20 protein-coding genes are annotated in these 24,860 nt (G+C 47.6%); 9 read left to right on the forward strand and 11 right to left on the reverse strand.

What is annotated here, in order from left to right; translation table 11 throughout:
* Positions 1-5: 5 nt before the first annotated feature.
* A complete protein-coding gene (locus AC121Z_RS01785; RefSeq protein ID WP_498126150.1) occupies positions 6-1,208 on the reverse strand; it encodes a lytic murein transglycosylase in 1,203 nt (400 codons plus the stop codon).
* Positions 1,209-1,415: 207 nt separating this feature from the next.
* On the opposite strand from AC121Z_RS01785, the gene mrcB reads away from it, so the two are divergent.
* Positions 1,416-3,809, forward strand: coding sequence for a penicillin-binding protein 1B (mrcB, locus tag AC121Z_RS01790; RefSeq protein WP_498126152.1), 2,394 nt, complete (start codon positions 1,416-1,418; stop codon positions 3,807-3,809).
* 43 nt (positions 3,810-3,852) lie between these two features.
* Here the strand turns inward: mrcB and AC121Z_RS01795 are convergent, their stop codons facing one another.
* The gene (locus AC121Z_RS01795) at positions 3,853-4,923 is read right to left on the reverse strand and encodes a helix-turn-helix domain-containing protein (protein WP_498126153.1); all 1,071 of its coding nucleotides are present in this window, start codon (positions 4,921-4,923) and stop codon (positions 3,853-3,855) included.
* A gap of 183 nt (positions 4,924-5,106) precedes the next feature.
* Between AC121Z_RS01795 and AC121Z_RS01800 the strand changes: the two genes are divergently transcribed.
* Positions 5,107-5,928, forward strand: a complete 822-nt coding sequence (locus tag AC121Z_RS01800) for a DUF2306 domain-containing protein (protein ID WP_498126155.1) — start codon at positions 5,107-5,109, stop codon at positions 5,926-5,928.
* Between the two features lie 6 nt (positions 5,929-5,934).
* Here the strand turns inward: AC121Z_RS01800 and AC121Z_RS01805 are convergent, their stop codons facing one another.
* Positions 5,935-6,750 (reverse strand): substrate-binding periplasmic protein, encoded by an 816-nt coding sequence (locus AC121Z_RS01805; protein ID WP_498126157.1) that lies wholly within the window; start codon positions 6,748-6,750, stop codon positions 5,935-5,937.
* 123 nt (positions 6,751-6,873) lie between these two features.
* On the opposite strand from AC121Z_RS01805, the gene AC121Z_RS01810 reads away from it, so the two are divergent.
* Positions 6,874-8,805, forward strand: a complete 1,932-nt coding sequence (locus AC121Z_RS01810) for a propionyl-CoA synthetase (protein WP_498126159.1) — start codon at positions 6,874-6,876, stop codon at positions 8,803-8,805.
* Here the strand turns inward: AC121Z_RS01810 and AC121Z_RS01815 are convergent.
* The 5 genes from AC121Z_RS01815 to AC121Z_RS01835 all read right to left on the reverse strand — a co-directional run bounded on the left by AC121Z_RS01815 (position 8,802) and on the right by AC121Z_RS01835 (position 12,094).
* Positions 8,802-9,653 carry a putative RNA methyltransferase gene (locus AC121Z_RS01815; protein ID WP_498126161.1) on the reverse strand — a complete coding sequence of 284 codons (852 nt, stop codon included), beginning with the start codon at positions 9,651-9,653 and terminating at the stop codon, positions 8,802-8,804. The two genes, AC121Z_RS01810 and AC121Z_RS01815, sit on opposite strands and share 4 nt — an antisense overlap.
* The gene (locus AC121Z_RS01820) at positions 9,650-10,594 is read right to left on the reverse strand and encodes a DUF808 domain-containing protein (RefSeq protein ID WP_498126163.1); all 945 of its coding nucleotides are present in this window, start codon (positions 10,592-10,594) and stop codon (positions 9,650-9,652) included. The genes AC121Z_RS01815 and AC121Z_RS01820 overlap by 4 nt, the downstream gene beginning before the upstream one ends.
* Positions 10,595-10,672: 78 nt before the next feature.
* The gene (locus tag AC121Z_RS01825) at positions 10,673-10,852 is read right to left on the reverse strand and encodes a hypothetical protein (protein WP_498126165.1); all 180 of its coding nucleotides are present in this window, start codon (positions 10,850-10,852) and stop codon (positions 10,673-10,675) included.
* A 10-nt stretch (positions 10,853-10,862) separates the two neighbouring features.
* Positions 10,863-11,153, reverse strand: a complete 291-nt coding sequence (locus tag AC121Z_RS01830) for a hypothetical protein (RefSeq protein WP_498126167.1) — start codon at positions 11,151-11,153, stop codon at positions 10,863-10,865.
* Between the two features lie 236 nt (positions 11,154-11,389).
* Positions 11,390-12,094, reverse strand: coding sequence for a hypothetical protein (locus tag AC121Z_RS01835; RefSeq protein WP_498126169.1), 705 nt, complete (start codon positions 12,092-12,094; stop codon positions 11,390-11,392).
* Between the two features lie 225 nt (positions 12,095-12,319).
* Between AC121Z_RS01835 and glnK the strand changes: the two genes are divergently transcribed.
* From glnK to AC121Z_RS01855, 4 genes are all read left to right on the forward strand, one after another.
* Positions 12,320-12,658, forward strand: coding sequence for a P-II family nitrogen regulator (gene glnK / locus AC121Z_RS01840; RefSeq protein WP_498126171.1), 339 nt, complete (start codon positions 12,320-12,322; stop codon positions 12,656-12,658).
* 31 nt (positions 12,659-12,689) lie between these two features.
* Positions 12,690-13,928: an ammonium transporter gene (locus AC121Z_RS01845; RefSeq protein WP_498126173.1), complete on the forward strand. Its 1,239-nt coding sequence runs from the start codon at positions 12,690-12,692 to the stop codon at positions 13,926-13,928.
* A 212-nt stretch (positions 13,929-14,140) separates the two neighbouring features.
* Positions 14,141-15,829, forward strand: a complete 1,689-nt coding sequence (gene ggt / locus AC121Z_RS01850) for a gamma-glutamyltransferase (protein WP_498126175.1) — start codon at positions 14,141-14,143, stop codon at positions 15,827-15,829.
* A 10-nt stretch (positions 15,830-15,839) separates the two neighbouring features.
* The gene (locus AC121Z_RS01855) at positions 15,840-16,757 is read left to right on the forward strand and encodes a Dyp-type peroxidase (protein WP_498126177.1); all 918 of its coding nucleotides are present in this window, start codon (positions 15,840-15,842) and stop codon (positions 16,755-16,757) included.
* On the opposite strand, the gene AC121Z_RS01860 is transcribed toward AC121Z_RS01855, so the two are convergent.
* From AC121Z_RS01860 to AC121Z_RS01870, 3 genes are read right to left on the reverse strand one after another with little or no spacing between them, the layout of a single operon-like run.
* Positions 16,747-17,844 (reverse strand): adenylate/guanylate cyclase domain-containing protein, encoded by a 1,098-nt coding sequence (locus AC121Z_RS01860; protein ID WP_498126178.1) that lies wholly within the window; start codon positions 17,842-17,844, stop codon positions 16,747-16,749. The genes AC121Z_RS01855 and AC121Z_RS01860 overlap by 11 nt on opposite strands.
* A 16-nt stretch (positions 17,845-17,860) precedes the next feature.
* Positions 17,861-19,150 (reverse strand): glutamate-1-semialdehyde 2,1-aminomutase, encoded by a 1,290-nt coding sequence (hemL, locus tag AC121Z_RS01865; protein ID WP_498126180.1) that lies wholly within the window; start codon positions 19,148-19,150, stop codon positions 17,861-17,863.
* Between the two features lie 14 nt (positions 19,151-19,164).
* Positions 19,165-20,172 carry an aspartate carbamoyltransferase gene (locus AC121Z_RS01870; RefSeq protein WP_498126182.1) on the reverse strand — a complete coding sequence of 336 codons (1,008 nt, stop codon included), beginning with the start codon at positions 20,170-20,172 and terminating at the stop codon, positions 19,165-19,167.
* A 274-nt stretch (positions 20,173-20,446) separates the two neighbouring features.
* On the opposite strand from AC121Z_RS01870, the gene AC121Z_RS01875 reads away from it, so the two are divergent.
* Positions 20,447-21,595 (forward strand): efflux RND transporter periplasmic adaptor subunit, encoded by a 1,149-nt coding sequence (locus AC121Z_RS01875; RefSeq protein WP_498126184.1) that lies wholly within the window; start codon positions 20,447-20,449, stop codon positions 21,593-21,595.
* A complete protein-coding gene (locus AC121Z_RS01880; RefSeq protein WP_498126186.1) occupies positions 21,592-24,777 on the forward strand; it encodes an efflux RND transporter permease subunit in 3,186 nt (1,061 codons plus the stop codon). Before AC121Z_RS01875 ends, AC121Z_RS01880 begins: the two co-directional genes overlap by 4 nt.
* Positions 24,778-24,860 lie beyond the last annotated feature (83 nt).

Here is a 24,860-nt window from a genome sequence, read left to right on the forward strand (position 1 = left end):
CTGCGCTAGCTTTGATCGCTGGCTTGCTGATTTAACAATTCGCGTAAAGCAGGGCTTGGAAAGCCGTCCGCGATTAAATCTTTATCAGCTTGAAACTGCCTGATCCCGGCACGTGTCGCAGGCCCAATGATGCCGTCGGCACCACCCACCTCGTAACCTAGTGCGCTAAGTTGCTGCTGCATTAGCTTTATTTCAGAGCGCGCCAATGCAGGTAATTCAGGTAATGGTGCCACAAGCGGGGGAGCGTTGATAATCCGGTCCGCGAGATGACCAACTGCGATGGCGTAGAATTCAGAATTATTCCAACGCATAATCACACCAAAGTTGGTGTAAGTTAGGAATTTCGGGCCCCGATGACCAGCGGGAACGCGCAATACTGCAATCAGCTCACTATCGGGTAGCGGGGAGTGTTGTGTATCGGTCAGGCCTAACGCCTTCCATTCACTGACACTGCGGCGCTGTTGAAAACCCGCCAGGGTGTAGTCAAACTCTGTCGGGAGCATTACCTCTCGCCCCCACCGGCTACCTGGTTGCCAGCCTAACTGCGCTAAAAAGTTTGCCGCTGAGGCTAACGCGTCTCGTTCACTGTTCCAAAGATCAATGTGGTTGTCGCCGTCGCCGTCGATGGCATAGCGAGTATACGTTGATGGCATAAATTGAGTGTGTCCCATTGCACCTGCCCAAGAGCCCTGCATCGCATCGGGTTGCAGATCTTCACGGTCGACTAATTCCAAGGCAAGTAATAACTCTTCGGTAAAAAATGCTTGCCGGCGGGTATCACAGGCCAGCGTGGCCAACGAGTCAAGCGTAGGCATCGTCCCTTTGTAACCGCCAAAATTAGTTTCGAGTCCCCAAAACGCCAGCAGGTATTGGGCAGGTATACCGAATTTTGCATTTAATTCAGCAAGGAAATCTTGATGTTTACTTAACAGCACGCGACCTTTTTCAATGCGCCATGTATTGACTCGCTTAGAAAAATACGTAGGAAAAGTTTGGACAAATTCAGGCTGGCTGCGATCCAACTCGAGCACCCGCGATTGCAATTGCAGTGAAGCAAGTGATTGACGTGTTTGCGCACTAACACCTCGTTGCTCAGCTAATTGATCAAAGCGGGTTAAGCATTGGCTAAAATCAGATGCTGTAAGGGCGACTGCATGACTTGCTATTGTACTTAATGCTGCCAACAAGATTAGGGAAAAAAAACGCATGAAAAAACTCATTCAAAAAAGGTCTCGCTGCCATGCTACTTGATTTTTACCCATAGCACCAAGTGCAGAAAGCGTCAGATCTGACAATTCACGTACTCGTTACTGGCCAGTGAAACTGCAAAACGGCAACTGCGAAGCTGAGATTTAATTGGATTGACCCGCGAAGCATTTTATACTGCGGCTTCAAGTCAGTATCGAGCAGTAACATTGCCATCTCAGAAAAAAAATAAGAAAACCGTCAAAACTTCCGCAAAAGTGGGTCCCACGCGAGAGCATAAAACAGCAAAGGGACGTCGCTGGTGGTGGTTATTGTTCAAACTTATCGTTGTTGCTGCGGTAGCAATGAGCGCATATTTATTTTACTTAGATGCGACGATCAAACATCATTTTTCAGGAAATAAATGGCAGGTACCGGCACAGATTTATGCGCGTGCCCTGACGGTTGATATTGAGCAGGAAATAACGCCACAAGAAATCATCGATGAGTTAACTCTACTAGGCTATCGTAAAGTCGCGCAAGTGACGGGAACCGGGGAGTATCAGCATTCGCGAGGGCAGCTAACCTTTCATCGGCGAGCCTTTGATTTTGTTGATGGACGTGAAGAGGCGCGATTGATCCGAGTGCAATGGCAGGGCAGTCGGATCAGTAAAATTCTCGAAGCCTTACCTCGGCAAACCACGTTTAATTCTGCGACTCAACTTGCGTCAATTCGGCTTGAGCCCTGGCTAGTCAGTCGCTTAGTAAGCAGTCATCGCGAAGATCGCATGTTGTTGAATATCGAAGACGTTCCACCGATGCTGATTAATGCCTTGACGTTAGTTGAAGACCGCGATTTTTATCAACATCATGGAGTGGCTCCGCTTTCTATAGCGCGTGCGTTGATTGCTAATTTGGCTGCGGGCCGCACGGTGCAGGGAGGGAGCACTTTAACGCAGCAATTAGTGAAAAATCTGTATCTTACCCGCGAAAAATCACTGGTGCGGAAAATCAAAGAAGCGTTGATGGCAATTGTTATTGATGCCCGTTATAGCAAAAATCAAATACTCGAGGCCTACCTTAACGAAGTATTTATTGGGCAAAACGGCAATCTCGGTGTACATGGTTTTGGTTTGGGCAGCCATTTTTATTTCGATCGACCTGTCACTGAACTGGATACCGCAGAAATAGCAATGCTTGTGGGCATGGTAAAAGGGCCTTCTTACTATAATCCACGACGATATCCTGAACGTGCGGTAGAACGCAGAGATTTGGTGCTGAAAGTTTTGTTTGAAAACAATGAAATCTCAGCACAAGAATATGAAACCCTGGTTAATCAACCGATACAAGTGGCAAGCGGCGCAAGCCTGGCTAGTGGCAAACATCCCGCGTATATGGATAAAGTTCGTCGCGAGCTCCAGGAAATTCTTGCTGCCCCGGATATTCGTGAGTCGGGTGTAAAAGTATTCACTGGACTAGATATCAATGCGCAGCGGCGCGCTGAGGCGGCATTGAGCAAGCAAGCAGCAGCACTGATGGGAGCGCGTAAGATTGAATCGTTGCAGGGGGCGATGTTAGTTACCGACATTGCTAGCGGCGAACTGCGTGCGATTGTTGGCAGTACTGATCCGAGTTACAGCGGATTTAATCGTGCCTTAGATGCTTTACGGCCAGTGGGTTCGTTAATTAAACCGGCTATCTACCTCACTGCCTTAGAGGAACCCTCGCGCTTTAATCTGGCGACACCATTACGCGACGAACCGATCAGTTTGGATGATGAAGGCGGGCGGCAATGGCAACCCCAAAATGCGGATAAAAAATTTCGTGGCACAGTTGCTCTCGTCGACGCATTGGTAAACTCATTAAATGTCCCTACGGTGAATTTAGGTTTGGATGTTGGTTTAGTCGACGTCGCTGATACTCTGCGACGATTAGGTATTCAACGTGACATTCCTTTAGTGCCAGCAATGACGCTTGGGGCGATAGATCTGAATCTCATCGATATTAGTCAGATGTATCAAACTATTGCCAATACAGGGCTATATCGTCCATTGCATGCAGTTGTCGCCGTAGTGTCGCCAGATAATCGCCTCATGTGGCAACACGCGAATTATGCAGAGCAACGCGTAGATGAGGCAGCAACATACCTGACTAATTATGCCCTGCACAAAGTAACCATTGAAGGGACGGCTCGTCGCATCCGTGAAACCTTCGCTACCGTTAATATGGCAGGTAAAACCGGCACGACCGATGATTACCGTGACAGTTGGTTTGCGGGATTCGATCGGAATAGTCTGATTACCACTTGGTTAGGTAACGACGATAATAAGCAAACGGGATTAACGGGTGCCAGTGGTGCGTTATCCGTATTTATCGACTATCAGCAACGTCAAGCGCCTAAATCGCTATCGCGGCGTTTTCCTGCTGGCCTCGGCATAGCCCATTTTAATCAGGAAACAGGAGAAGTGAGTTTGCCGGGCTGTCCGGAGTCGATCAGTGTACCGGCAATTTTAGATGTACTGCCAGCACCACAAGTTGATTGTTCAGGCGCTCCTGCGCCAGAGGCAAGACCCAAGAAAGAAGAACAAAAGCAGCCATGGTGGAAACGGATCTTTGGGGAGTGAGAGCGGTTTTAAGTGCACGACTTTTGCGGCAACATGGGATGGCTCAAGAAGTGTTATCGAGCGGGTCTTGAGTAATACTTTGTTTGTAAGCTAACGGCGAATCACCAGTGATTGTTTTAAATGCTCGATTAAAAGAGGCAACCGAAGCGAATCCGCTTTCCATACTGATCACTATGATTGACCATTGCGCTGCTGCAGGCGAAGCTAATAGCTGCTTTGCATGCTCAATGCGGTATTGATTAATCAATTGATTGAAGTTTTTCACCCCAAGTGCCCCCCGAATAGCGCGACTGATGCGATATTCAGATACCTGTAATTGCTGTGCAATATCAATAATCTTAAGCTGATGCTGAAGGAATACTTTGTCCTTTTGCATGAGTCTAAGTATGTCAGCAGCGAGCAGTCGGTCGTCATTCAGCGTGTTTGTTGGGTGAACCGGCGTTGGTTGGTGTTTACGGCGCATGGAGTCACGCTTCCACAGTAACATTACCTGAGTTGCAAGCATGATTTGCGTTGCCGCAACGACCATAAATAAGGGAAACAGTTGTGCACTTTGTGCAGCGGGCACGAATGCATTGAAAATTACACTACACAGTAACACCGAACTTAAATAGACTGCGGCAAACAAGTATCTCTGCCAAGCTGCGAAATAATCGGCTTTGCCTTTGCGTACAGCCTCCCAAAATGTCAGCATTAATATGGTTGACGATAGTAACTGAGTTGTTTCACTAACGAGCGTGCTAATGGTGCTTTGGGCTGTCGTTGAGATAAGGGTTTCTGCGCCGGCAAATTGATTGAGTTGACTAATAATCACCAAACCAGAAATTACCGCGGCTATGCCGATATGTACAGGCTTAACCGTGTGCTCGCCGTGAAACAATGCACGTGCAATCAGCCACATAGCATTGCACGTAGCGCAGGTGCCAATACCAAGCAAGTATTGATAGTTCCCCAAGGTTTCTGCACTTAATTGTTTAACCGCAACAATACTGAGCGAACCGCAGAATACGGCAAAAAGAATATGCTCCAATTGTTTATGCTTGACCGTTAGTTGTGCGAGCATAAAAGAAAGACTACACATCAGCATTGCAAATAATGCGAATTCTACGTACATGTGTTGTCCCTCAGAGTTCAATGTCCTTAGTCTATGCAAAAAAACATGTCTAGTTATGGCGTAATTGTTAAAAGATGTAACTGCCCAAGCCATATTTCTATGCGCAAATTCTGAATTTGCGCAGCACCTCAGCGATTCTGGCCGCAAAATGAGTGCAACTTACATTTGTTGTGGACCTAGTTAATGAAAAATCAGTCTTCACTCGCAATAACCTCATTTGCGTTAACGCACCAAGCAATGACCCTATGGGTCGGTACTGTATGGCTTGGTCAATGGTTGTTTGCCACGTATATTTTTTTCCAGTTTTTACAACCCTCATTAACGGGAGCGCTATCTGCGGCTCAATTTGCCCACATGATCAAAGGGCATGTCGCTGGCGATACCATCGGTAATGGCATACTTATACTGCACGTATTACCGGTATTTCTGCTTAGCGCCTCTGGGGTATTACAGTTGTTACCTTTTTTGCGGCAACGATTTCCAACCTTTCACCGTTGGAACGGACGTGTATTTCTATTGTTAGGTATGGCTGGTGCTCTGACTGGTATTTATTTGACGTGGGGAAGGGATGCGCGTTTCAGTGATCTTGGTGCGCTCGGCATTACCTTAAATGGCTTATTGATCCCGGTCGCGATTGGCTTTGCTTGGTATTATGCACGTGCGCGAGAGTTTGCTAGACACCGTCGTTGGGCTGTACATGCGTTTATCCTAATTAATGGTGTTTGGTCGCTGCGTTTACTACTGATGGGGTGGTTTATGATTAACCAGGGAGCGAATGGCAATAATGCGACGATGGATGGCCCTGCAGATATTATTTTAAGCTATGCGTGTTACCTCTTACCCATGTTTATTGCTGAAGTCTATTTTGCTGCTGAGCGTAAAAAATCAGAGGTATTCAACGTGGTAATTAATATAACCCTTGGCATTGCTGTTATAATCACGCTGATAGGGACAGCGGCTGCATTTATCATGATGTGGTGGCCAAGGATCAACGCCGCGCTATAACATCAACTATGGGGTAACATTGAATTGGTCAGCAATTCGCTCTTCAAGTTGCTCCTCATGCCGCCTGCGGATAGTGGTGAAGTCTCCTTTTTTTATCCCGTTGCGGATAATTGATTGAAGGCGGTCTTTATGCGCATAGAGTGGTGAGTCAGTGTGGATTGCAACAAAGTAGTCCAGTGGCCGACTAAACTGATAACGTGCTTCAACGATTTGTTCATCGAATCCAAGTACTTTAATCATGTAGCGGGCACTTGATTCAAAGTGGACAAAAGTATCCACTCGGCCTTTAAGCAGCAGTCGGATTTTTTGCTCCAAACTGGTAACTTTGACAACACCATCAAAAATGATCTGCGCCTCATTGAGCATGCTGTTGTCGTCAATTGAAAAGGCAGCATCAGCGTCCTGAAAGGCTTCCATGTCGGTGAACTTGTCGATATCTGCTGCGCGGATAAAGTATTTTGATTGCAGTGTTTCGTAACTGGGTGTTAGAAACTCAAAACCGACTTCTTTATGTAACGACTTCAAGCCGACCATCAGATTTATTTCGCCTGAGCGTAACGACGCGACGCGCCTTGCAAAGGGCATGGGAATGATTTCAAGGTCGCATTTGGCTTGCTGGGCGAGGTAATGCAGATATTTGGTATGTAATCCATCAAGAAACTCAGGTGATACTGAACTTTGTATTTTGCAGGCATTGGCGATTGATGGAGAAGTCATCAATAAAGGGAGAACTAGAGCGCAAGTAACGAACTGCAAATAACGAATTTTGGCCTCCCGAAAACATAATAAAGTGCCAATACTGTGCACGAGTATATGATCCATTGGGTCATTCTGCCATTCTTTTGGATTCGCTGGCGCTAGCGAATTGATCTACGCCTGAAGTCTTATATTCCTTCTGAATACGTTGCGCTAGGCTATACCTCTGTTAATGAGTCGAGCACCGTCATGCGTCAAGAGCGAGATAGTTACCAAGCGATATACACTCAATCCATAGAGCAACCCGAAGCATTCTGGGCCAAGCAAGCCGCTGAATTGCCCTGGTTTAAGGCACCGCAACGAGCCCTTGCCAAAAATCATTTGGGTATGCAGAGTTGGTTTGCTGATGGCGAGATGAATACGTGCTATATGGCGCTTGACCAGCATGTAAAAAATGGCCGTGGCGACCAGTTAGCACTGTGCTATGACTCGCCGGTTACTGGGCAAAAGACCCGTTATAGTTATGCTCAACTGTTGGACCATGTAGCGCGATTTGCTGATGTATTGCGTCAGTATGACGTGCAAAAAGGCGACCGTGTGATCATCTATATGCCAATGATTGCTGAGGCTGTTATTGCAATGCTTGCCGTCGCACGATTGGGCGCTATACATTCGGTAGTGTTTGGGGGATTTTCCGCCAATGAACTGGCAGTACGTATCGATGATGCGCAACCCAAAATAGTGGTAACCGCCTCCTGCGGGATCGAAGTCAATCGCGTTATCGAGTACAAACCTCTGGTTGACCAAGCGATTGAACAGTGCCAATGCAAACCATCGAATGTTATTTTATTGCAACGTGAACAAACTATAGCACCCATGCAGAATGGGCGTGATATCGACTGGGCTGATGCCATGCGGGGTGCATCACCAGTCGAATGTGTAGCCGTTAAAGGTTGCGACCCACTGTACATACTGTATACCTCAGGAACGACTGGCAAGCCCAAAGGCGTTGTAAGGGAAAACGGTGGTCATGCAGTGGCGCTGTATTATTCAATGCAAGCTGTCTATAACATGCAACCTGGTGACGTATTTTGGGCCGCCTCCGATGTGGGGTGGGTCGTTGGTCATAGTTACATTGTGTATGCGCCGCTACTGTATGGGTGCACCACAATCGTTTATGAAGGTAAGCCAGTGAGAACGCCCGACGCGGGCGCATTCTGGCGCGTCATTGCGGAATACGGGGTGAAGGCTGTGTTTGCAGCGCCCACTGCGTTTCGTGCAATACGTAAGGAAGATCCAACCGGTAACTTACTCAAACAGTACGATCTGAGTTGTTTAGAGCAAGTCTTTATGGCCGGTGAGCGGCTCGATCCGCCGACTTTGGACTGGGTCGTAGAACATACCGGCAAACCTGTCATCGATCATTGGTGGCAAACAGAGACTGGCTGGGCAATTGCCGCCAATCCAACAGGTCTTGAAAATATGCCAATAAAAGCAGGCTCCGCAACCCGTCCTGTACCCGGTTTCCAAGTACATATATTAGATGAGTCTGGTCAACAGCTCGACTGCAATCAACAAGGTGCTATTGCGATTAAGTTGCCGCTGCCACCTGCCTGTCTCAATACGATTTGGGGTGATCACCAACGATTTATACAGGGCTATTTGCAGCAATTTCCCGGCTACTATTGTTCAGGCGACGGCGGTTATGTTGATGAGGATGGCTACTTATTCGTTATGGGGCGCACAGACGATGTGATTAATGTTGCTGGGCATCGCTTATCGACAGGTGAAATGGAAGAGGTGTTGGCTGGACATCCTGCCGTCGCAGAGTGTTCGGTTATTGGGATAAATGATTCGTTAAAAGGGCAAGTACCCATTGGTTTTGTCCTGTTGAAAGATGGTGTCAGCATACAAGAGGCCGAGTTACAACAAGAACTCGTTGCCAAGATCCGTGAGGATATTGGAGCTGTTGCTTGTTTGAAGCAAACATTGATCGTTTCTCGTCTACCTAAGACGCGCAGTGGTAAAATCTTACGTAAGCTATTGCGCCAAATAGCAGATAATGAGTCGTTTGTTACGCCATCCACTATTGATGATCCAGAGAGTATTGATGAGATCCGCACTATCATGCATCAACATGGCATTGGTTTAGCCACTCCAGGTGAGGTGCTATCAGCTTAGCTTGGCGCTTGGGTTTTAGCGAAAAGTTTAAGCTGAAAACTAGCTGTGACTTGCGTTAACTCTGCTTTGAGCCGGGCTAATTTAGCGGGTGATGTTGTCCAGTAAAATGGCGTCATCATAAGTAATTGCTCACGCACTTCGGGGGTATTTAATGCAATTGGGAAGGTCAAATTTTCTGTGGTAATAAGCGAGAATCCGCTTGGCACGGTTGCGTCTACACGATGTAAACTGGGATTGTCATAGACCAGTTGCTTGAGTTCCTGCAAATGGTATTCATCTGGGTCGACACATAACCAAATGCCGCCGAGTCGCAAAATCCGATGCACTTCTGCCGACGATGCTGGTGCAAAAATCTGTATAGCGGCGTCAAATGCAGCAGACTGTGCTGGGATATGATAAGTGCTAGCAACCGCAAAATGCCCCAGAGCTGTTTGTTTCGCCGCTTTTTGAATGGCAGCTTTGGCAATATCGATACCATGAATTGCGACTGTTTGTTGTCGTTCTGCCAACAATGCCAAAAGGGTTCGTGAGTAATAGCCCTCTCCACAGCCAACATCGAAGAGTTTCAGTGAGTCTTGTGCGGCACAGTGTGTTACCAGCAGCGTCAATATTGCATTAACCAGCGGTGCGTAGTGTCCTTGATTAAGAAATTGTTGCCGAGCGCTCACCATGGCTTTTGAGTCACCCGGATTTTTGCTGTTTTTGTGTTGTGCTGGCAATAGGTTTACATAGCCTTCTTTCGCGCGATCAAAGCAATGCCCATTGGAGCATTGCCATTGTGAACTAATCAGCACAAGAGGAGTCGCGCACAGCGGGCATTGCCATAAACAGGCATTAGCATTAGTCATACTTGCTCCGTGGGTTTGAGCTTATGCCACACGGTGACTAGCAGCGCTATAAAGGCCCCAGCACAGACCCCAATCAAGCCTTCAACACCGATGGCGATGAGTGTTTGGAGCCAACCTTGTAGGTGCTCGATTACCCCTTCAAGTGGCATAATCAAAGTATGCACAAAGCCTACGTAATGGGCAATAATACCACCGCCAACTAAAAACATCGCAATAGTTCCAACGATAGATAGGAGCTTCATTAGGTGCGGTGCGATAGTTAGGAGCGCCCGACCAGACAACTTTTTCAGTCGCTGTAGCGAGCCAGATAACGATGCTTTTAATAAATAAAGTCCGGCATCATCAAGTTTAACAATCAATGCAACTAGCCCATATACGCCGACCGTAAATAGAACTGCCAGACCACTCAAAACTAAAATCTGATTGGTTACAGTTGTTCCTTGCAATGTACCAAGGATGATCACGATAATTTCGGCCGATAAGATAAAGTCTGTGCGAATTGCACCTTTGATTTTGCCTTGCTCCAACACTAGCAGGTCAGCCGAGGAGGTCTGTTGCAACTGTTGCAAATGTTCCTCCGCCTGAGCAACGCTGCGGACTCGTTTTTGCTGCCACACGTGAATGAGCTTTTCAGCCCCTTCAAAACAAAGGTATAAACCACCCGCAACAAGCAAGTAGTTGACTAACCATGGAATAAAGGCACTGATCACTAATGCGCTAGGCACTAAAATCAGTTTGTTTAAGAATGACCCTTTGGCCACAGCCCAGACGACGGGCAGTTCTCGGTCGGCTTTTACACCTGAAACTTGTTCTGCATTCAGTGCGAGATCATCGCCCAATACGCCAGCGGTTTTTTTTGCCGCGACTTTAGATAACACAGCAATGTCATCGAGAATAGTCGCAATATCATCCAATAGTGTGAGGAGACTGCCAGCGGCCATAAGGGTTCCTTGGGGTTTGGGGAAGTCAAGGTTACCTGAGCAGGCGGAGAAAGCAAAGCAGGCAGCGAGTCGGGGTTATTAACGACTCGCGTTGTGGAGTGTAAATGCCTGCTTGACTGATTGTGATAGTGGTCTAATGGTGCGGATGCTGCGTTTGATTTTTAGTGTTTGGGTGAGTGTAGCAATCGTCACTCCAGCAATGACAAACGCAGCGATCGGGATCATCAATACCAACAGCAGAATAATGGGATCAATCATAGCCTAGTTCCTACTCCGCACCATTTTCTGGTGTCGCTTTAGCCTCTTCAGCAGTTAACGTTGTCACTGACACTTTGGCGACCATAGTCGCTTCTTCTTCACCATCAAGGGCAAATTGATACGCTGTGTTGGCAACGTTTTGTCGGGCGTTATTGTTTAGTTCGAACGTGGTCTCTGCTACGTGAGAAGCAACAACAGTACCCATGTAGCTCTCAATCGAAGTTTCGTGCGCTAACGCACCAGTGCTCAAAAATGCAAGTAGACAGGCGGCAGCAGTTTTTACAGTTGTTAAGCGTTGCATAAATTTTTCCTCTTCATTTCGATTTAACTGCGCTGTTGTTTACTGCGTGGCAGTTGTATTACTAAGTCGCAAAGACTATTGCGATAGTTGTGCCAGCTCTTGAGAAATTTTTAAATCATTGAAATATAATAAAATAATTTAATTTTGGTTGAGCGCTTGATAGTGCGGTGGGAGATAGGGAACAAAAAAATAACAAATTTGACCACTCAAATAGTCAAATTGACTAACTTTCGCGTTTAGCGTTTCTCCAGCCGGTCTTCAATATATTGATTGAAATCGACAGTGTCACGACAGCGCAAATTCCCGCCTGCGATTTGACTGACGACACGCAACACATTGGCTGCCGTTTGGTCACAGTTCACGATCTTTTCTTTCACCATCGGTGGGAGTTCGCTGGTCTGGTAGTCAGGGATGCGTAAATCAGGTGACTGCTTTTGTTGCTGGAATTGACTCGCTTGTTGTTGTGCAAGCGCGTGCTGTTGTTGTTGCTGTAATTGGCCTAAGTGGCTGCGCATTCGGTCAAGGCTATTCACCGCCCGCGCTCCCGTTACGGGGGCAGTTGTCTGTTCTGCTGCAACCGATGCTGTATCTTCCGTTCCGGATGGTGTTGCTGCCGTTGGCTCTTGCTCTAATTGTGAGAACATTTCCTCGACAGTTTGCGCCTGCGGCAGTTGTGGTCGATTGCTTAGATCATCAATGCTAGTTGGTTCATCCACGTCTGCATTAAACCTCTCTTTTAAGTCCAGTAAACTGGGGTAAACAATGGTTGCTTTAATTGCTTGAGTTGGTGGCCCAACGCGTGTCGCTAGTTGTTGGGTAGGCACGCTCATTAACCCGATCAGCCCGGCATGGATCAGCACTGAAACTGCTACAACGATAGGCAGTGAATTTGGCTTCTTCACTGCATTTTGAGGTCGGGTTTCGTCGCTTAAAAGTATCATGCTCAATCAGAGCAAAGCGTTATCAATTAGTTCCCAAGCGAGCGCGTAAAATCAATCGCACCATTATGGTGCATTTATAGGCTTTAGCTCAAAAATAGTGCAAAAGTGGCAGTTTTCCAGTCGGGCAAAAACTCTAACATGCTGAAAATAAAGAATTAAATTTTTGGCATAAGACTTGTGAGGGAACTTCAAACAACAAACACACACAATCCGTGGGAGCAACTTATGAAACTAGTAACCGCCATCATTAAGCCATTTAAGCTTGATGATGTTAGAGAAGCTATCTCCGAAATAGGTATTGACGGTTTAACCGTTACTGAAGTGAAAGGTTTCGGACGCCAAAAAGGCCACACCGAGCTGTATCGCGGCGCTGAATACCAAGTGGACTTTCTACCTAAAGTGAAACTGGAAATTGCAGTTCTAGACGATCAAGTAGAGCGTCTAGTGGAGGCGATCGTAAGCGCAGCGAAAACCGGCAAGATCGGTGACGGTAAGGTATTCGTGTATGACCTGAATCAGGCTGTACGTATTCGTACTGGCGAAGCAGATGCTGAAGCGCTGTAACCTCAGAAATTAGATTTGCGGAGAACTCATAATGGAAATTACATTTGAACTCGGGTATGCACTCGACACCTTTTACTTCTTAATTTGCGGCGCACTGGTTATGTGGATGGCTGCTGGTTTTGCCATGCTAGAGGCTGGCTTAGTAAGAACTAAAAATACCACAGAGATCTTAACTAAGAACGTTGCCTTGTATGCAATCGCTTGCATCATGTACATGATTTGTGGCTATGCCATTATGTACGGTGGCGGTTTCTTCTTGGATGGGTTAATGGCCGATGGCGCGACAGGCGTTGCTGAAGACCCAGCAACTTATGCTCCTTCAGCTGACTTTTTCTTCCAGGTTGTTTTTGTAGCAACGGCTATGTCGATTGTTTCTGGCGCTGTCGCTGAGCGCATGAAACTATGGGCATTCTTGCTGTTTGCTGTGGTTATGACTGGCTTTATCTATCCGATGGAAGGCTCTTGGACTTGGGGCGGTAACCCAGTATTTGGTCTGTATACGCTTGGCGACCTTGGTTTCAGTGACTTTGCCGGTTCAGGTATTGTACATATGGCTGGTGCAGCCGCTGCTTTGGCAGGCGTATTAATCCTTGGTGCTCGTAAAGGTAAATACGGTGCAGATGGTTCAGTTAAGGCAATCCCTGGTGCAAACCTTCCACTAGCGACCTTAGGTACCTTCATCCTTTGGATGGGCTGGTTCGGTTTCAACGGCGGTTCAGTGCTAGCAACGGCAACCGTTGAAAGTGCTAACAGTGTTGCTGTGGTGTTCTTAAACACTAACGCTGCGGCAGCAGGTGGCTTGGTCGCTGCCTTATTATTGGCCCGTATCATGTTTGGTAAAGCAGATTTAACCATGGCATTAAACGGTGCATTAGCCGGTTTGGTTGCAATCACTGCGGAGCCAAGCACGCCAACTGCATTGCAAGCAACCTTATTCGGTGCTCTCGGCGGTGTTCTAGTGGTATTTAGTATCGTCGGTTTGGATAAAATGAAGATTGATGATCCAGTTGGTGCAATTTCGGTGCACGGGGTTGTTGGTTTATTAGGTCTATTACTGGTTCCGGTGACTAACGGCGACTCAAGCTTCTCAGGCCAAATTATCGGTGCATTAACTATCTTTGTTTGGGTCTTTGTCACTAGCTTAGTTGCTTGGTTGATTATCAAAGCGATTATGGGTGTACGCGTCTCAGAAGAAGAAGAGTTTGAAGGCGTTGACCAGAGTGAATGCGGATTGGAAGCTTATCCAGAATTCACCAGCGGTCGTAGCTAACTAGCCTTCCAGCGTTTCTGACAGGCAAAGCGCTAATACATAATAATAATAATAAGGCCTGCTCACCTCATTTAGCCCCGCATTGCGGGGCTTTTTTCGTTACTTGACGGGATCCAAAGTACCATTCGGTAAGTTTGTACCTGTGCTGCGTAGCAAATGCGGATTGATGTGGTTATATTAGCGTCATGTGCCGCAAATAATGAGCTTGCAGAATGCTAAGACGAGCGACGTTAATCCTGACTCTGTTATGTGTTTTTTCACCACTCTATGGCTATGATCGTATTACTGGACAGCCGTTTGCCTCGCGTTCAGAAGTGATTGCGCAGAATGCTATGGCGGCAACCAGCCAACCCCTAGCCACTCAAGTCGCTCTGGATATCATGCGTCAAGGCGGTAATGCCATTGATGCGGCAATTGCGGCAAATGCGATGTTGGGTCTGGTTGAACCGACCGGATCTGGCATTGGTGGTGATCTATTTGCAATAGTTTGGGATGCTAAGACTCAGCAGCTGATAGGTTTGAATGCTTCAGGCCGCTCTCCGCAAAGCTTAACACTGGATTATTTTAAGCAACAATCTCTCACTTCGATCCCAAAGTTTGGCCCTTTACCGGTCTCAGTTCCTGGCGCAGTGGATGGCTGGTTCATGTTACACGAACGGTTTGGCAGCATTCCCATGACTGCCATACTAGCGCCCGCCATTACTTATGCTAAAGAGGGTTTTCCGGTAACAGAATTAGTGGCTTATTACTTCGCGTTAAATAAAGCGCGGATTGGTGAATATGCTGGATTCGCAGATGTGTTTATGCCCGGGGGAGATGTCCCTAAAAAGGGAGAGATTTTTACCAATCCGCACCTAGCGGCAACCTATGAAAAGATTGCCACCGGCGGACGTGATGCGTTCTACAAAGGTGACATAGCACGCAGCATAGCTGCTTACATGCAAGCACAAGGTGGCTTTTTGAGTTATGCGGACTTGGCTAGTCATACATCAAATTGGGTCGACCCTGTGGCGACGAACTATCGTGGCTATGATGTTTGGGAATTGCCGCCCAATGGTCAAGGTATTGCAGCACTACAAATACTTAATATTATGGAGCAGTTTGACGTTGAAGGTATGGGCTTCGCTTCGTCTGACTATGTCCATGCTTTTGTAGAGGCTAAGAAATTAGCCTTTGAGGATAGGGCTAAGTTTTATGCTGATCCAGCCTTTGCCGAGATCCCCGTTGACTGGCTAATCTCAAAACCCTACGCGCAGCAGCGGCATGAACTGATTGATATCAATCGCGCCGCCAAGCGATATGATGCAGGCAAGTATGAAGGCGACACGATTTACCTGACGGTAGCGGACCAGCAAGGCAATATGGTGTCGCTGATCCAAAGTAATTATCGAGGAATGGGATCTGGCATGACGCCGCCAGATTTGGGGTTTGTGCTCCAAAATCGAGGTGAAATGTTTACCTTAGTTGAGGGTCATGCCAATACTTACGCCCCTAATAAGCGCCCTTTCCATACCATTATTCCGGCGTTTGTCACCCGCAATGGTAAACCGTGGTTAAGTTTTGGCGTCATGGGTGGTGGCACTCAACCACAAATGCATGCACAAATTATAATGAATCTCATCGACTTCGGTATGAATCTGCAAGAAGCAGGCGATGCTCCAAGGATTGTGCATAGTGGCTCCAGCCAACCGACAGGTGAGGTGATGCTAGACGGTGGCTATGTCAGTTTAGAGTCAGGCTTTGCTCCACGGGTACGCAGAGAACTCATGGAAAAAGGTCATACACTGCGTGACACACTCGGCGTATTTGGTGGCTATCAAGCGATCATGCGTGACCCTAAGACTGGTGTATACTATGGTGCATCAGAGTCGCGAAAAGACGGACAAGCTGCTGGTTTTTAATGGAAAACACATGACCCAACCACAAAAAGGTGTTTGCGCTGAACCCAATTTACATGCTCAGTATCTGCTGCTTAATGTGGTTGATGAAGATACGCATGCCATTCGCGCGAAGTTAGCCAAAACGCTAGAACTGTTTGAACATTACGATAATGAACACTACGAGGCGATGGTTACAGGCATGGTCGCCATCGGTGTGAATTATTGGCCTGAGGTTTACCCTGAGGCGTATCCCAGTGAGTTAAGCCCATTTCCGGATATGCAGTGTGAGGACCGATGTGCACCTACAACTCCGTGTGATTTATTTATTCAGATCCGTGCTGATCGACAGGATATTTGTTTTGCTTTGGGGCTCGAGATCATGGACCTATTCCGCTTACATGTGGAATTAGTTGAACAAGTACATGCTTTTCGGTATCTCGACGGGCGGGACTTTACCGGATTTTTGCTGGCGCCAAACAATCCACGCGGACTCAAAAAGCTTGATATCACCATTGTCGGCGATGAAGACCCGCTGTTTGCCGGTGGTAGTTATGTGCATGTGCAGCGCTTCAGACATGATTTTCGACGCTGGCAAGCATTAACCGAACGTCAAAAAGAGCAAATAATGGGGGTTACACAAGAGCATCATACTGAAAGTGCTGAAGCGAATGCCAGTTCACATTTTGTGCGTATGCAAGCATTAGATGCTGATGCCAAGCCTGTACCCTTACTTGACCAGTCCATGCCTTATGGTGACATGCATGAATTAGGCTTGTTTGTCGTTACTTGTTCCGCCGCTGGGACCGCATTCAAGCGACAATTACACAGCCGCATCTTTGGCGATGACAACGGTGATTACGATCGCTTATTGGACTTTACCGCGGCTGAAACGGGGGCTGCGTTTTTTGCACCTTCAGTCAGCTTTATCCGTGCGCAAGCTATAAGGTAAACGCGCCATCCCAATCATCGGGAAGATTTAACTTTTTGTAGCGATGACAGACGTCAATATGGTGAATGATCAGCGGATCGTTGGGGCTCTCGACCAGCGCCTTATGGAGTAAATCTAGCGCATCATCGAAGCGCTGCTCAATGCGGGCTTGTAAACTTCCCTCAATTAACTCGCTAATCGCCAACTTCTCAGACTGCACCGTTTTGGGGAGATGGCCTAAAACTTCGTATATTTTCAGTGGTGTTTGCCGTCCTCTCACCTTGACCCAGTCCAGTGTGCGATAGCGGATGTCTGGGTTGTCAGCGGTAACCAATAACTGTTCACTAACAACAATGTCAGCATGATAAATCGGGGCTAAGGCTTCGAGGCGATTAGCAATATTAACGCTGTCACCAATAACGGTGGTGTCCATGCGGTCATCGGAGCCGACGGTGCCAATAATCACCGCACCGAAATGAATACCAATGCCAATGCGGATAGGGTCATAACCTGAGTTCGCCCGGTGATGATTATAAACTAGCAATGCCTTATTGAGATCGATTGCTGCGCTCAGGGCATCGTTTGCTTTGTCTTGTTCGGTGCCATCCGGATGGTCAAACAATGCCATAATCGCATCACCAATAAATTTATCGATGAAGCCACCATTTTGATGGATGGGGTCGTTCATACGCAGAAAATACGAGTTGAGAAACTTCATCAATTCCTGCGGTTTCATTTTTTCGGATAAGCCGGTGAACCCTCGAATATCGCAGAATAGAATGGCTACATCATCTTCATCGGCACGACCAAGCTCGAGGCTACTCGAACCGTGTTTCGCAAAGTGGTCGACGAACTGACGCGGCACGAATTTTTGAAAGGTTTGGGTGAGGCGTAAAGCCTCATCTGCCTTATCCTGGAAACGCGATTGCTCGCTTGTCAGATCACCTTCGACCAACGCCGTATATGGCAATGTGACCTGAGAATCGGAGTGCGGCGTGAATTCTCCTTGGTTGTCATGCAAGCCAGATGATTTGCGCCGCAACAGCAACACTGTCACCACAAGACTGTAGGCGACGAGTATTGCGAGTACCCAAATCATCTTATCCATTACTTCTATACTCTCGTTACATCGCTGCGACTTTGGCGAACGCTTTGTCAGCTGCAGCAAGGGTTGCATCAATAATATCCGGCGTGTGCATTTTAGACACAAAACCGGCCTCATATGAAGCGGGTGCTAAATACACTCCCTCATCTAACATGGCATGATAAAACACATTAAACTGGGCGGTATTACAATTAATCGCTTGCTGATAGTTAGTGACTTTTTCTACCTCAGTGAAAAAGATCCCGAACATGCTCCCAGCGATATTATAAGTCATTGGAATACCGTGCTGCTGTGCACATGCAGTAAGGCCTTTAGCCAAGCGCTCAGTTTGAGTGAAGATCTCCTGATACATCGCTCTGTCGCGCAATTGGTTTAACGCCGCTAGTCCAGCAGCCATTGCAATCGGGTTTCCAGACAGCGTGCCCGCTTGGTAAATTGGGCCGGTGGGAGCAACGTATTCCAAGATTTTGCGCTTACCGCCAAAAGCACCTACTGGCATTCCACCACCAATGACTTTACCTAAGCAGGTCAGATCAGGGGTAACTGAGTAACGCTCCTGTGCTCCGCCGCGTGCAACGCGAAAGCCGGTCATAACCTCGTCAAAGATCAGCAACGCACCAAATTCATCGCAAATATCTCGCAGCCCTTGCAAAAAACCGTCCACGGGAGGGATACAGTTCATGTTACCAGCGACGGGCTCAACAATTATACAAGCAATGTCGTCTCCGTGTTCCGCAAAAGCCTGTCGCACGCTGTCGAGATTATTATATTCGACGGTTAACGTATGCTTCGCAAAGTCTTCAGGTACACCGGGTGAGCTCGGCACACCCAGCGTTAGGGCGCCACTACCCGCCTTGACCAGCAGGGCGTCGGCATGGCCGTGATAACACCCTTCAAATTTCAACGTTTTGTTACGATTGGTGTAGCCGCGCGCCAAACGGATGGCTGACATAGTCGCTTCAGTCCCCGAGTTGACCATACGAACCATTTCCATGGAAGGAACTAATTCAGCCACCAACTCCGCCATAATGATTTCAGCTTCAGTGGGTGCACCAAAACTCAAACCGTTTTGTGCCGCGTTGATAACCGCTTCGCGAATCGTCGGGTTGTTATGACCCAATACCATGGGGCCCCATGACTGGATATAGTCGATATAACGTTTACCATCAACATCATAGATATAGGGGCCATCAGCTTTGGTAATAAACCGCGGTGTGCCACCGACGGCCTTAAACGCGCGTACAGGAGAATTGACTCCGCCGGGAATCGTTTTCTGGGCGCGGGTAAATAGAACTTCTGATTTTTGCATTAAACTCTCATCTTTTACTTATTGGTATGCCAAACAACGTCACGATCGTATTGGCTGACGATATTTTCAACACCTAACGTTAGGGCAAAGAGGGCCATTCGAACCAATACGCCGTTATCTGTCTGTCTGAATATGGCTAAATTCGGATTTAGGTTTAGATCATTGTCGAGCTCATTTGCCTCAGCCCGGGAATCACGGGGGAGCGGATGCATAATGACGGTATTTGATTTGAAATGTTTGGTATAAATGTCCTGATTCAGCCGGAACTTACCGCGGTATTTGTTGGCTTCTTCCTGTGAGGTAAACCGTTCTTCTTGGATGCGGGTTTGGTAGCAAATATCCGCATCAACACTGCCGCTCAGTTGATCGGTGATGGTGATGCGATGACCATACTGAGTGATGACATCGACCACGCTTGCCGGCATGGCAAGTTCTTTTGGTGAGATCAAGGTAAAGTGCACATGTTTAAATAAGGCTAATAGTTTAGATAACGAATGAACCGTGCGTCCATGCTTTAGATCCCCAATCATGGCAATGTGTAAGTTGTCGATTTTCGCGCCATGAGCACGCAATTCTTTATCGATTGTGTACAAATCTAATAGTGCTTGGGTGGGATGCTCATTCGCACCGTCGCCACCGTTGATCACGGGTACGCGACTGCCCTCTGCGAACTCCGCGACAGAACCGGCTTGCGGGTGTCGCATGGCGATGATATCGGAATAACCTGACAGAACCCGTGCGGTGTCGAATAAGGATTCGCCTTTGGCCAGAGCAGAAGAGCTCATACCGGTTGTCTCACGCACTTCCCCGCCTAATAGATTAAACGCGGTACCAAAACTGACTCTGGTGCGGGTACTGGCTTCAAAGAATAAATTACCTAAGATGGCCCCGTTCAAGACGGTTGTGCGCTTTTGCCTCAGAGCATAAGGTTGCATGCTGTCTGCGACACGAAAAACTTGTTCTATAGCGGCTCGATCAAATTGCTCTACCGATAAGATATGTTGACCAGTAAATGAGTTCATCGCAATTCTTAAGGCTAGGACTGAAACTCCGCAATTGTAGCAAGTTAATCGGCAGGCGTCGTTAGTCTTTTGCGGTCTGGTATGGCTAAATTTTAGCGCAAATGACACAACCAAGCGCACCTTAACAATGCACAGATAGCTGAGCTGGATGCGTAAAAGCTGCTGTATTATTACTTTTTTGTATAATTATCAAACTGGACAGTCCAGTAAATTTAAACTACTCTCCCATATAGTGAACTGGATAGTCCAGTAATTATTTTCAGGAATCCGCTTAATGTCTGATACCACTTCTAAACTTTCCCTTATGGGTATCATTGTCGTTTGCTTTTTAAGCCTCATCGGACTTTTGTTTATGTCTGGCCAGGGAAAAGCGGCAGATCCAGAGTCGTTACGCCGTATTGCAAACGTCGAGGTTAGCACTTTGCAATGGCAAGACAGCTATCAAAAGATGCATCGAATTGTTGGTCGGGTAGAGTCGGCGCAAGTGGCGCGCATGGGGTTTGAACTGGGGGGCTTGGTTGCCAAAGTCTTGGTCGATGATGGCGAGAGTGTTACCGCTGGGCAACGCATTGCGCAACTTGATGTGGTACTACTGCAAAGCCAGTTAAAGCAAGCGTTGGCCAGCCTAAAACGGGTTCAGGCAGAGTCCAACTTGGCGCAAAGCACACTTCAGCGCATCAATGATCTGGTGGCGAGAGGCTTAGAATCACAGCAACGCTTAGATGAGGCGAGACAGCGTGTAGCTGCTGCTGCAGCAGCAGTTAATGAGGCGCAGGCTGGCGTTGAAAGTATTCAAGTCAGTATTGATAAGAGTCAGTTGCGTGCGCCTTATGCGGGCGTGGTGACCGCGCGCTTTATCGATCAGGGAACGGTCGTTGCTGCTGGGCAGCCCGTGTTTGAGTTACTTGCCAACGGGGCAGCGGAAGTTCGTCTACCCATGCCTGCCGACTTAGTGCACCAGATTAGCGTTGGACAAACCTATACCTTACGCAGTGAAGACAGCGCCTACCCGGCTGTATTGCGCGCTATTGGGCAACAACGTAATCAAATGACACGGAGTATTGATGCGGTGTTTCAACTACAACCTGCCAGTCAGCTGGTCAGCAATCGTCTATTACCTGGTGACTTACTTGCGCTCGAATTGAGCATTGAGATACGCGAAGCTGGCGCTTGGGTTCCATTGGCTGCGTTGAGTCATGGCGTGCGCGGTTTATGGAATATCTATACCGTAGAGCAGCCGGGGGCAACATCAGTAACACCGCGCGCCATCGAAATTTTGTACAGCGACGGAGAGTTCGCCTTTGTACGTGGTGCGATTGCCCAGGACATGCATGTTGTCGTTTCCGGTACACACCGCTTGGCTCCTGGACAGCAGGTCGCTGCAAAATTAGTACAAATTGACGCTGTCGCGGAGCGCAGATGATGGGGCCGACCGCACAACACGAAACCTATAGTTGGTATTCCCTGTTTTTCCGGCGTGGTCATTTATTGCTATTAAGTATGGTTATTATCTTGGTGGCGGGCTATTCAGCGTTAACCAATTTGCCACGTTTGGAAGATCCACGGATTGACACCCGCAATATGCTGGTCATTACGCCTTACCCGGGCGCATCTGCAGAACGGGTAGAAGCATTAGTTACGGACGTATTAGAAGACCGACTACGCGAAATTTTTGAAATCAAAGAGATCGAATCAACGTCGAGAGCTGAAATCTCGGTGATTTCCATTGAGTTGCAAGACTGGATTGACAATTCCAGTAACGAACAATTGTTCTCTGAGGTTCGGGATGCAATTGCCGAAGTCGCCGAGCAATTTCCTGCAGGGACGGGCAAACCGGTACTCGACGAAAAACGCGGTGCTACGGCTTTTACTGTGCTGTATGCGTTAAAACCAAACTTCCCTGCCACCACACCGATGTCGATGATCACACGCTTGGCTAATGAATTTGCTGATCGTATTCGTAATGTGAGTGGCACCGAATTGGTGCGGATTTATGGCGATCCGCAAGAAGAGTTTGTGGTTAGCATTGACCCACAACGATTGTCACAAGCCGGCCTCTCGATTGCTCAGGTTGCTCAGGCGATACGCGCTGCTGACCCTAAATTACCTGCAGGTGTTATTTACACGGAATCACAGAACATTCGCTTACAAGTGGCCGAGCCCTTGGCCGGGCTTGATACTATCCGCAACATTCCGCTATTAAACGATAACGGTTTGTTTTTACGTCTCAATGATGTCGCCAGTATTACTCGGCAATATCAGCAACCGATGAACGATATCGCCTATGTAAATGGCGAACAGGTTATTTTTGTTGCTGCTCGCATGCAAACAACCGTTCGAGTTGATCAGTGGACCAAGGCAGTCAAGGCTGTTGAGGATAGATTCACCCAAGAATTCCAAGGTACATTGAGTACTGCATTAGTCTTTGAGCAGAACACCTACACTGAGCAACGTCTGTCTGAACTATCTCAGAATCTACTGATGGGTTGTGCCGTTGTGATGCTAGTTGTACTGATCTTTATGGGGATCAAAGCCTCGGTAATTGTTGGCATTGCTTTGCCTTTATGTGCCGCATTCGCGTTATTTAGTTTGAGTTTTTACGGCGAACAAATCCATCAAATGTCGATTTTTGGGATCATCATTGCGATCGGGTTGTTAATCGATAATGCTATCGTGATCACCGACGAAACCCGGCTAAACTTGCAGGATCATAGCTTGTCGCGTGCACAGGCGCTAGAAAAGACCTTAAAGCATTTATTTGCGCCACTTACAGCATCGACGCTGACCACCATTTTGGGGTTCATGCCAGTGTTTTTACTCAGTGGTAATATCGGCGATTTTATTGGTGGGATTGCCATCAGTGTGGTTATGGCACTCATTGGCTCGCTGTTTATCTCCCTGACGATTATTGCTGCATTAGCCGCGCGTTTTTTATCCCGCGCACCTGCTGCCTCGCGTGCTTGGTACTTGGCAGGCTGGCAGATGCCGGCAATTAGTGGCATGTTTCGTCGACTTATTCTCAGTGCGATTCGACGCCCGCTAATTGCATTGCCTTTGGTGATTATCTTTTGTTTAAGTGGTTTTGTACTGTCTGGTCAACTGGCGAATGTATTTTTCCCGAGTGCTGACCGTGACCAGTTCGAAATTTATGTATGGACAGCAGATGGCAGTGGGATCGATCACACCCAGGCAGAGACCCTGCGTTTAGATAATGCATTACGTGATTATCCCGCAATCGAGCAAGTCACTTGGCTGGTTGGGGGGTCAGCTCCATCCGTTTATTACAATCAAGTCATGAAGCGTGATAATACGCCTAATTTTGCCAACGCCGTCGTCACTGCTGAATCGGTAGGGGCTGCGGCTGAATTAATTGGGCAATTACAGCATAAATTAAGTGCACAGTTCACTAACCTTAAAATCGTGGTGCGGGCGTTTGGCCAAGGACCGCCGATTGCAGCCCCGATTGAAGTCGATATTTTTGGACCGGACTTGGAAACACTGACGGAGCTTGGGATGCAAGTCAGATTGGCGATGACAGAAGTGCCCGGGATCACACAATCGATCGCTTCAATTACGCAAACAGAACCTGAATTGCGACTGAATACGGTGAGTGACGATGCAGAATTAGCGGCTTTGTCATTGGCGAGTATCGCGCAACAGCTGCAAACAGCGTTGCGTGGACAGGTTGGTGGCTCTGTTTTAGAAGGCACCGAAGATATCCCTGTGCGCGTGCGATTAGGTAAGGATTTACGTGAATCGCTGATTGATATTGCCAATCAACCTTTACAAGGTACTGCGCAAAATGGCTCTACTGCCACGACGGTCGCTGCTTTGGGGGATTTTACGCTGGAGCCAACAATTTCAGGGATCACCCGTAAAAACGGTGAGCGTTTAAATCGTATCCAGGCGTTTCTACTGCCCGGCGTGCCGGCTATCGATGTCTCCAATCAATTGCGAGCACGGTTGGAGAATGGTGATATGGTGCTACCACAAGGATATCGCATCAAAATGGCTGGCGATGCAGATGAACAGCAACAAGCGGTGGGGCAACTTGCCACCTATGCTCCAGTACTATTAGTACTCATGATCACTACGTTAATTTTGACGTTTAATAGCGTGCGCATGGCGGGCGTGATTGCGTTGGTTGCAATACTTTCGGTCGGCCTCGGTTTTTTCAGTCTCTGGATCAGTGGCTTACCGATTGGCTTTAATCCATTACTTGGGTGTGCAGGATTAATTGGCGTGGCTATTAACGGTTCGATTGTAGTAATCGCTGCAATTAATGGTAATCCAGAGGCAAAGCAGGGGAATACCCAAGCGATTATTGCCGAAACGATGAGTTGTAGCCGCCACATACTGTCGACCACTTTTACCACTGTGGGCGGACTCGTGCCTTTGTTATTGTTCAGTGAAGGGACTTTTTGGCCACCGCTGGCGGTTGTCTTGGCGGGTGGAGTGGGTTTTTCGGTTATCCTTTCACTGCTATTTACGCCCTCAATTGTGGCATGGTTGTGTCGCGTCAGAGCGAATACACGCATGGCTAATACGCCCAGTGCTAGACCAGCGACGGCGGAATATTATTTGTCTGAGCTGAATAAGTCGTAATATCGTATACATCAATTGAACAAGTTAGAGTCTTCTGCGATGAACAAGCGTAACGATGCAAATAGTTGGTGGAATACAACCTG

It is taken from the genome of Alteromonas sp. DYW1 (genome assembly GCF_059752595.1).

Coding starts and splice junctions, on each gene's coding strand:
- AC121Z_RS01795 (WP_498126153.1), bottom strand. CDS start 4,923: ATGTACGTAGAATTCGCATTATTTGCAATGCTGATGTGTAGTCTTTCT.
- hemL (WP_498126180.1), bottom strand. CDS start 19,150: ATGCAAAAATCAGAAGTTCTATTTACCCGCGCCCAGAAAACGATTCCC.
- AC121Z_RS01810 (WP_498126159.1), top strand. CDS start 6,874: ATGCGTCAAGAGCGAGATAGTTACCAAGCGATATACACTCAATCCATA.
- AC121Z_RS01855 (WP_498126177.1), top strand. CDS start 15,840: ATGACCCAACCACAAAAAGGTGTTTGCGCTGAACCCAATTTACATGCT.
- AC121Z_RS01860 (WP_498126178.1), bottom strand. CDS start 17,844: ATGGATAAGATGATTTGGGTACTCGCAATACTCGTCGCCTACAGTCTT.
- ggt (WP_498126175.1), top strand. CDS start 14,141: ATGCTAAGACGAGCGACGTTAATCCTGACTCTGTTATGTGTTTTTTCA.
- AC121Z_RS01845 (WP_498126173.1), top strand. CDS start 12,690: ATGGAAATTACATTTGAACTCGGGTATGCACTCGACACCTTTTACTTC.
- AC121Z_RS01880 (WP_498126186.1), top strand. CDS start 21,592: ATGATGGGGCCGACCGCACAACACGAAACCTATAGTTGGTATTCCCTG.
- AC121Z_RS01870 (WP_498126182.1), bottom strand. CDS start 20,172: ATGAACTCATTTACTGGTCAACATATCTTATCGGTAGAGCAATTTGAT.
- AC121Z_RS01785 (WP_498126150.1), bottom strand. CDS start 1,208: ATGCGTTTTTTTTCCCTAATCTTGTTGGCAGCATTAAGTACAATAGCA.
- glnK (WP_498126171.1), top strand. CDS start 12,320: ATGAAACTAGTAACCGCCATCATTAAGCCATTTAAGCTTGATGATGTT.
- AC121Z_RS01830 (WP_498126167.1), bottom strand. CDS start 11,153: ATGCAACGCTTAACAACTGTAAAAACTGCTGCCGCCTGTCTACTTGCA.
- AC121Z_RS01835 (WP_498126169.1), bottom strand. CDS start 12,094: ATGATACTTTTAAGCGACGAAACCCGACCTCAAAATGCAGTGAAGAAG.
- AC121Z_RS01825 (WP_498126165.1), bottom strand. CDS start 10,852: ATGATTGATCCCATTATTCTGCTGTTGGTATTGATGATCCCGATCGCT.
- AC121Z_RS01875 (WP_498126184.1), top strand. CDS start 20,447: ATGTCTGATACCACTTCTAAACTTTCCCTTATGGGTATCATTGTCGTT.
- AC121Z_RS01805 (WP_498126157.1), bottom strand. CDS start 6,750: ATGGATCATATACTCGTGCACAGTATTGGCACTTTATTATGTTTTCGG.
- AC121Z_RS01800 (WP_498126155.1), top strand. CDS start 5,107: ATGAAAAATCAGTCTTCACTCGCAATAACCTCATTTGCGTTAACGCAC.
- AC121Z_RS01815 (WP_498126161.1), bottom strand. CDS start 9,653: ATGACTAATGCTAATGCCTGTTTATGGCAATGCCCGCTGTGCGCGACT.
- AC121Z_RS01820 (WP_498126163.1), bottom strand. CDS start 10,594: ATGGCCGCTGGCAGTCTCCTCACACTATTGGATGATATTGCGACTATT.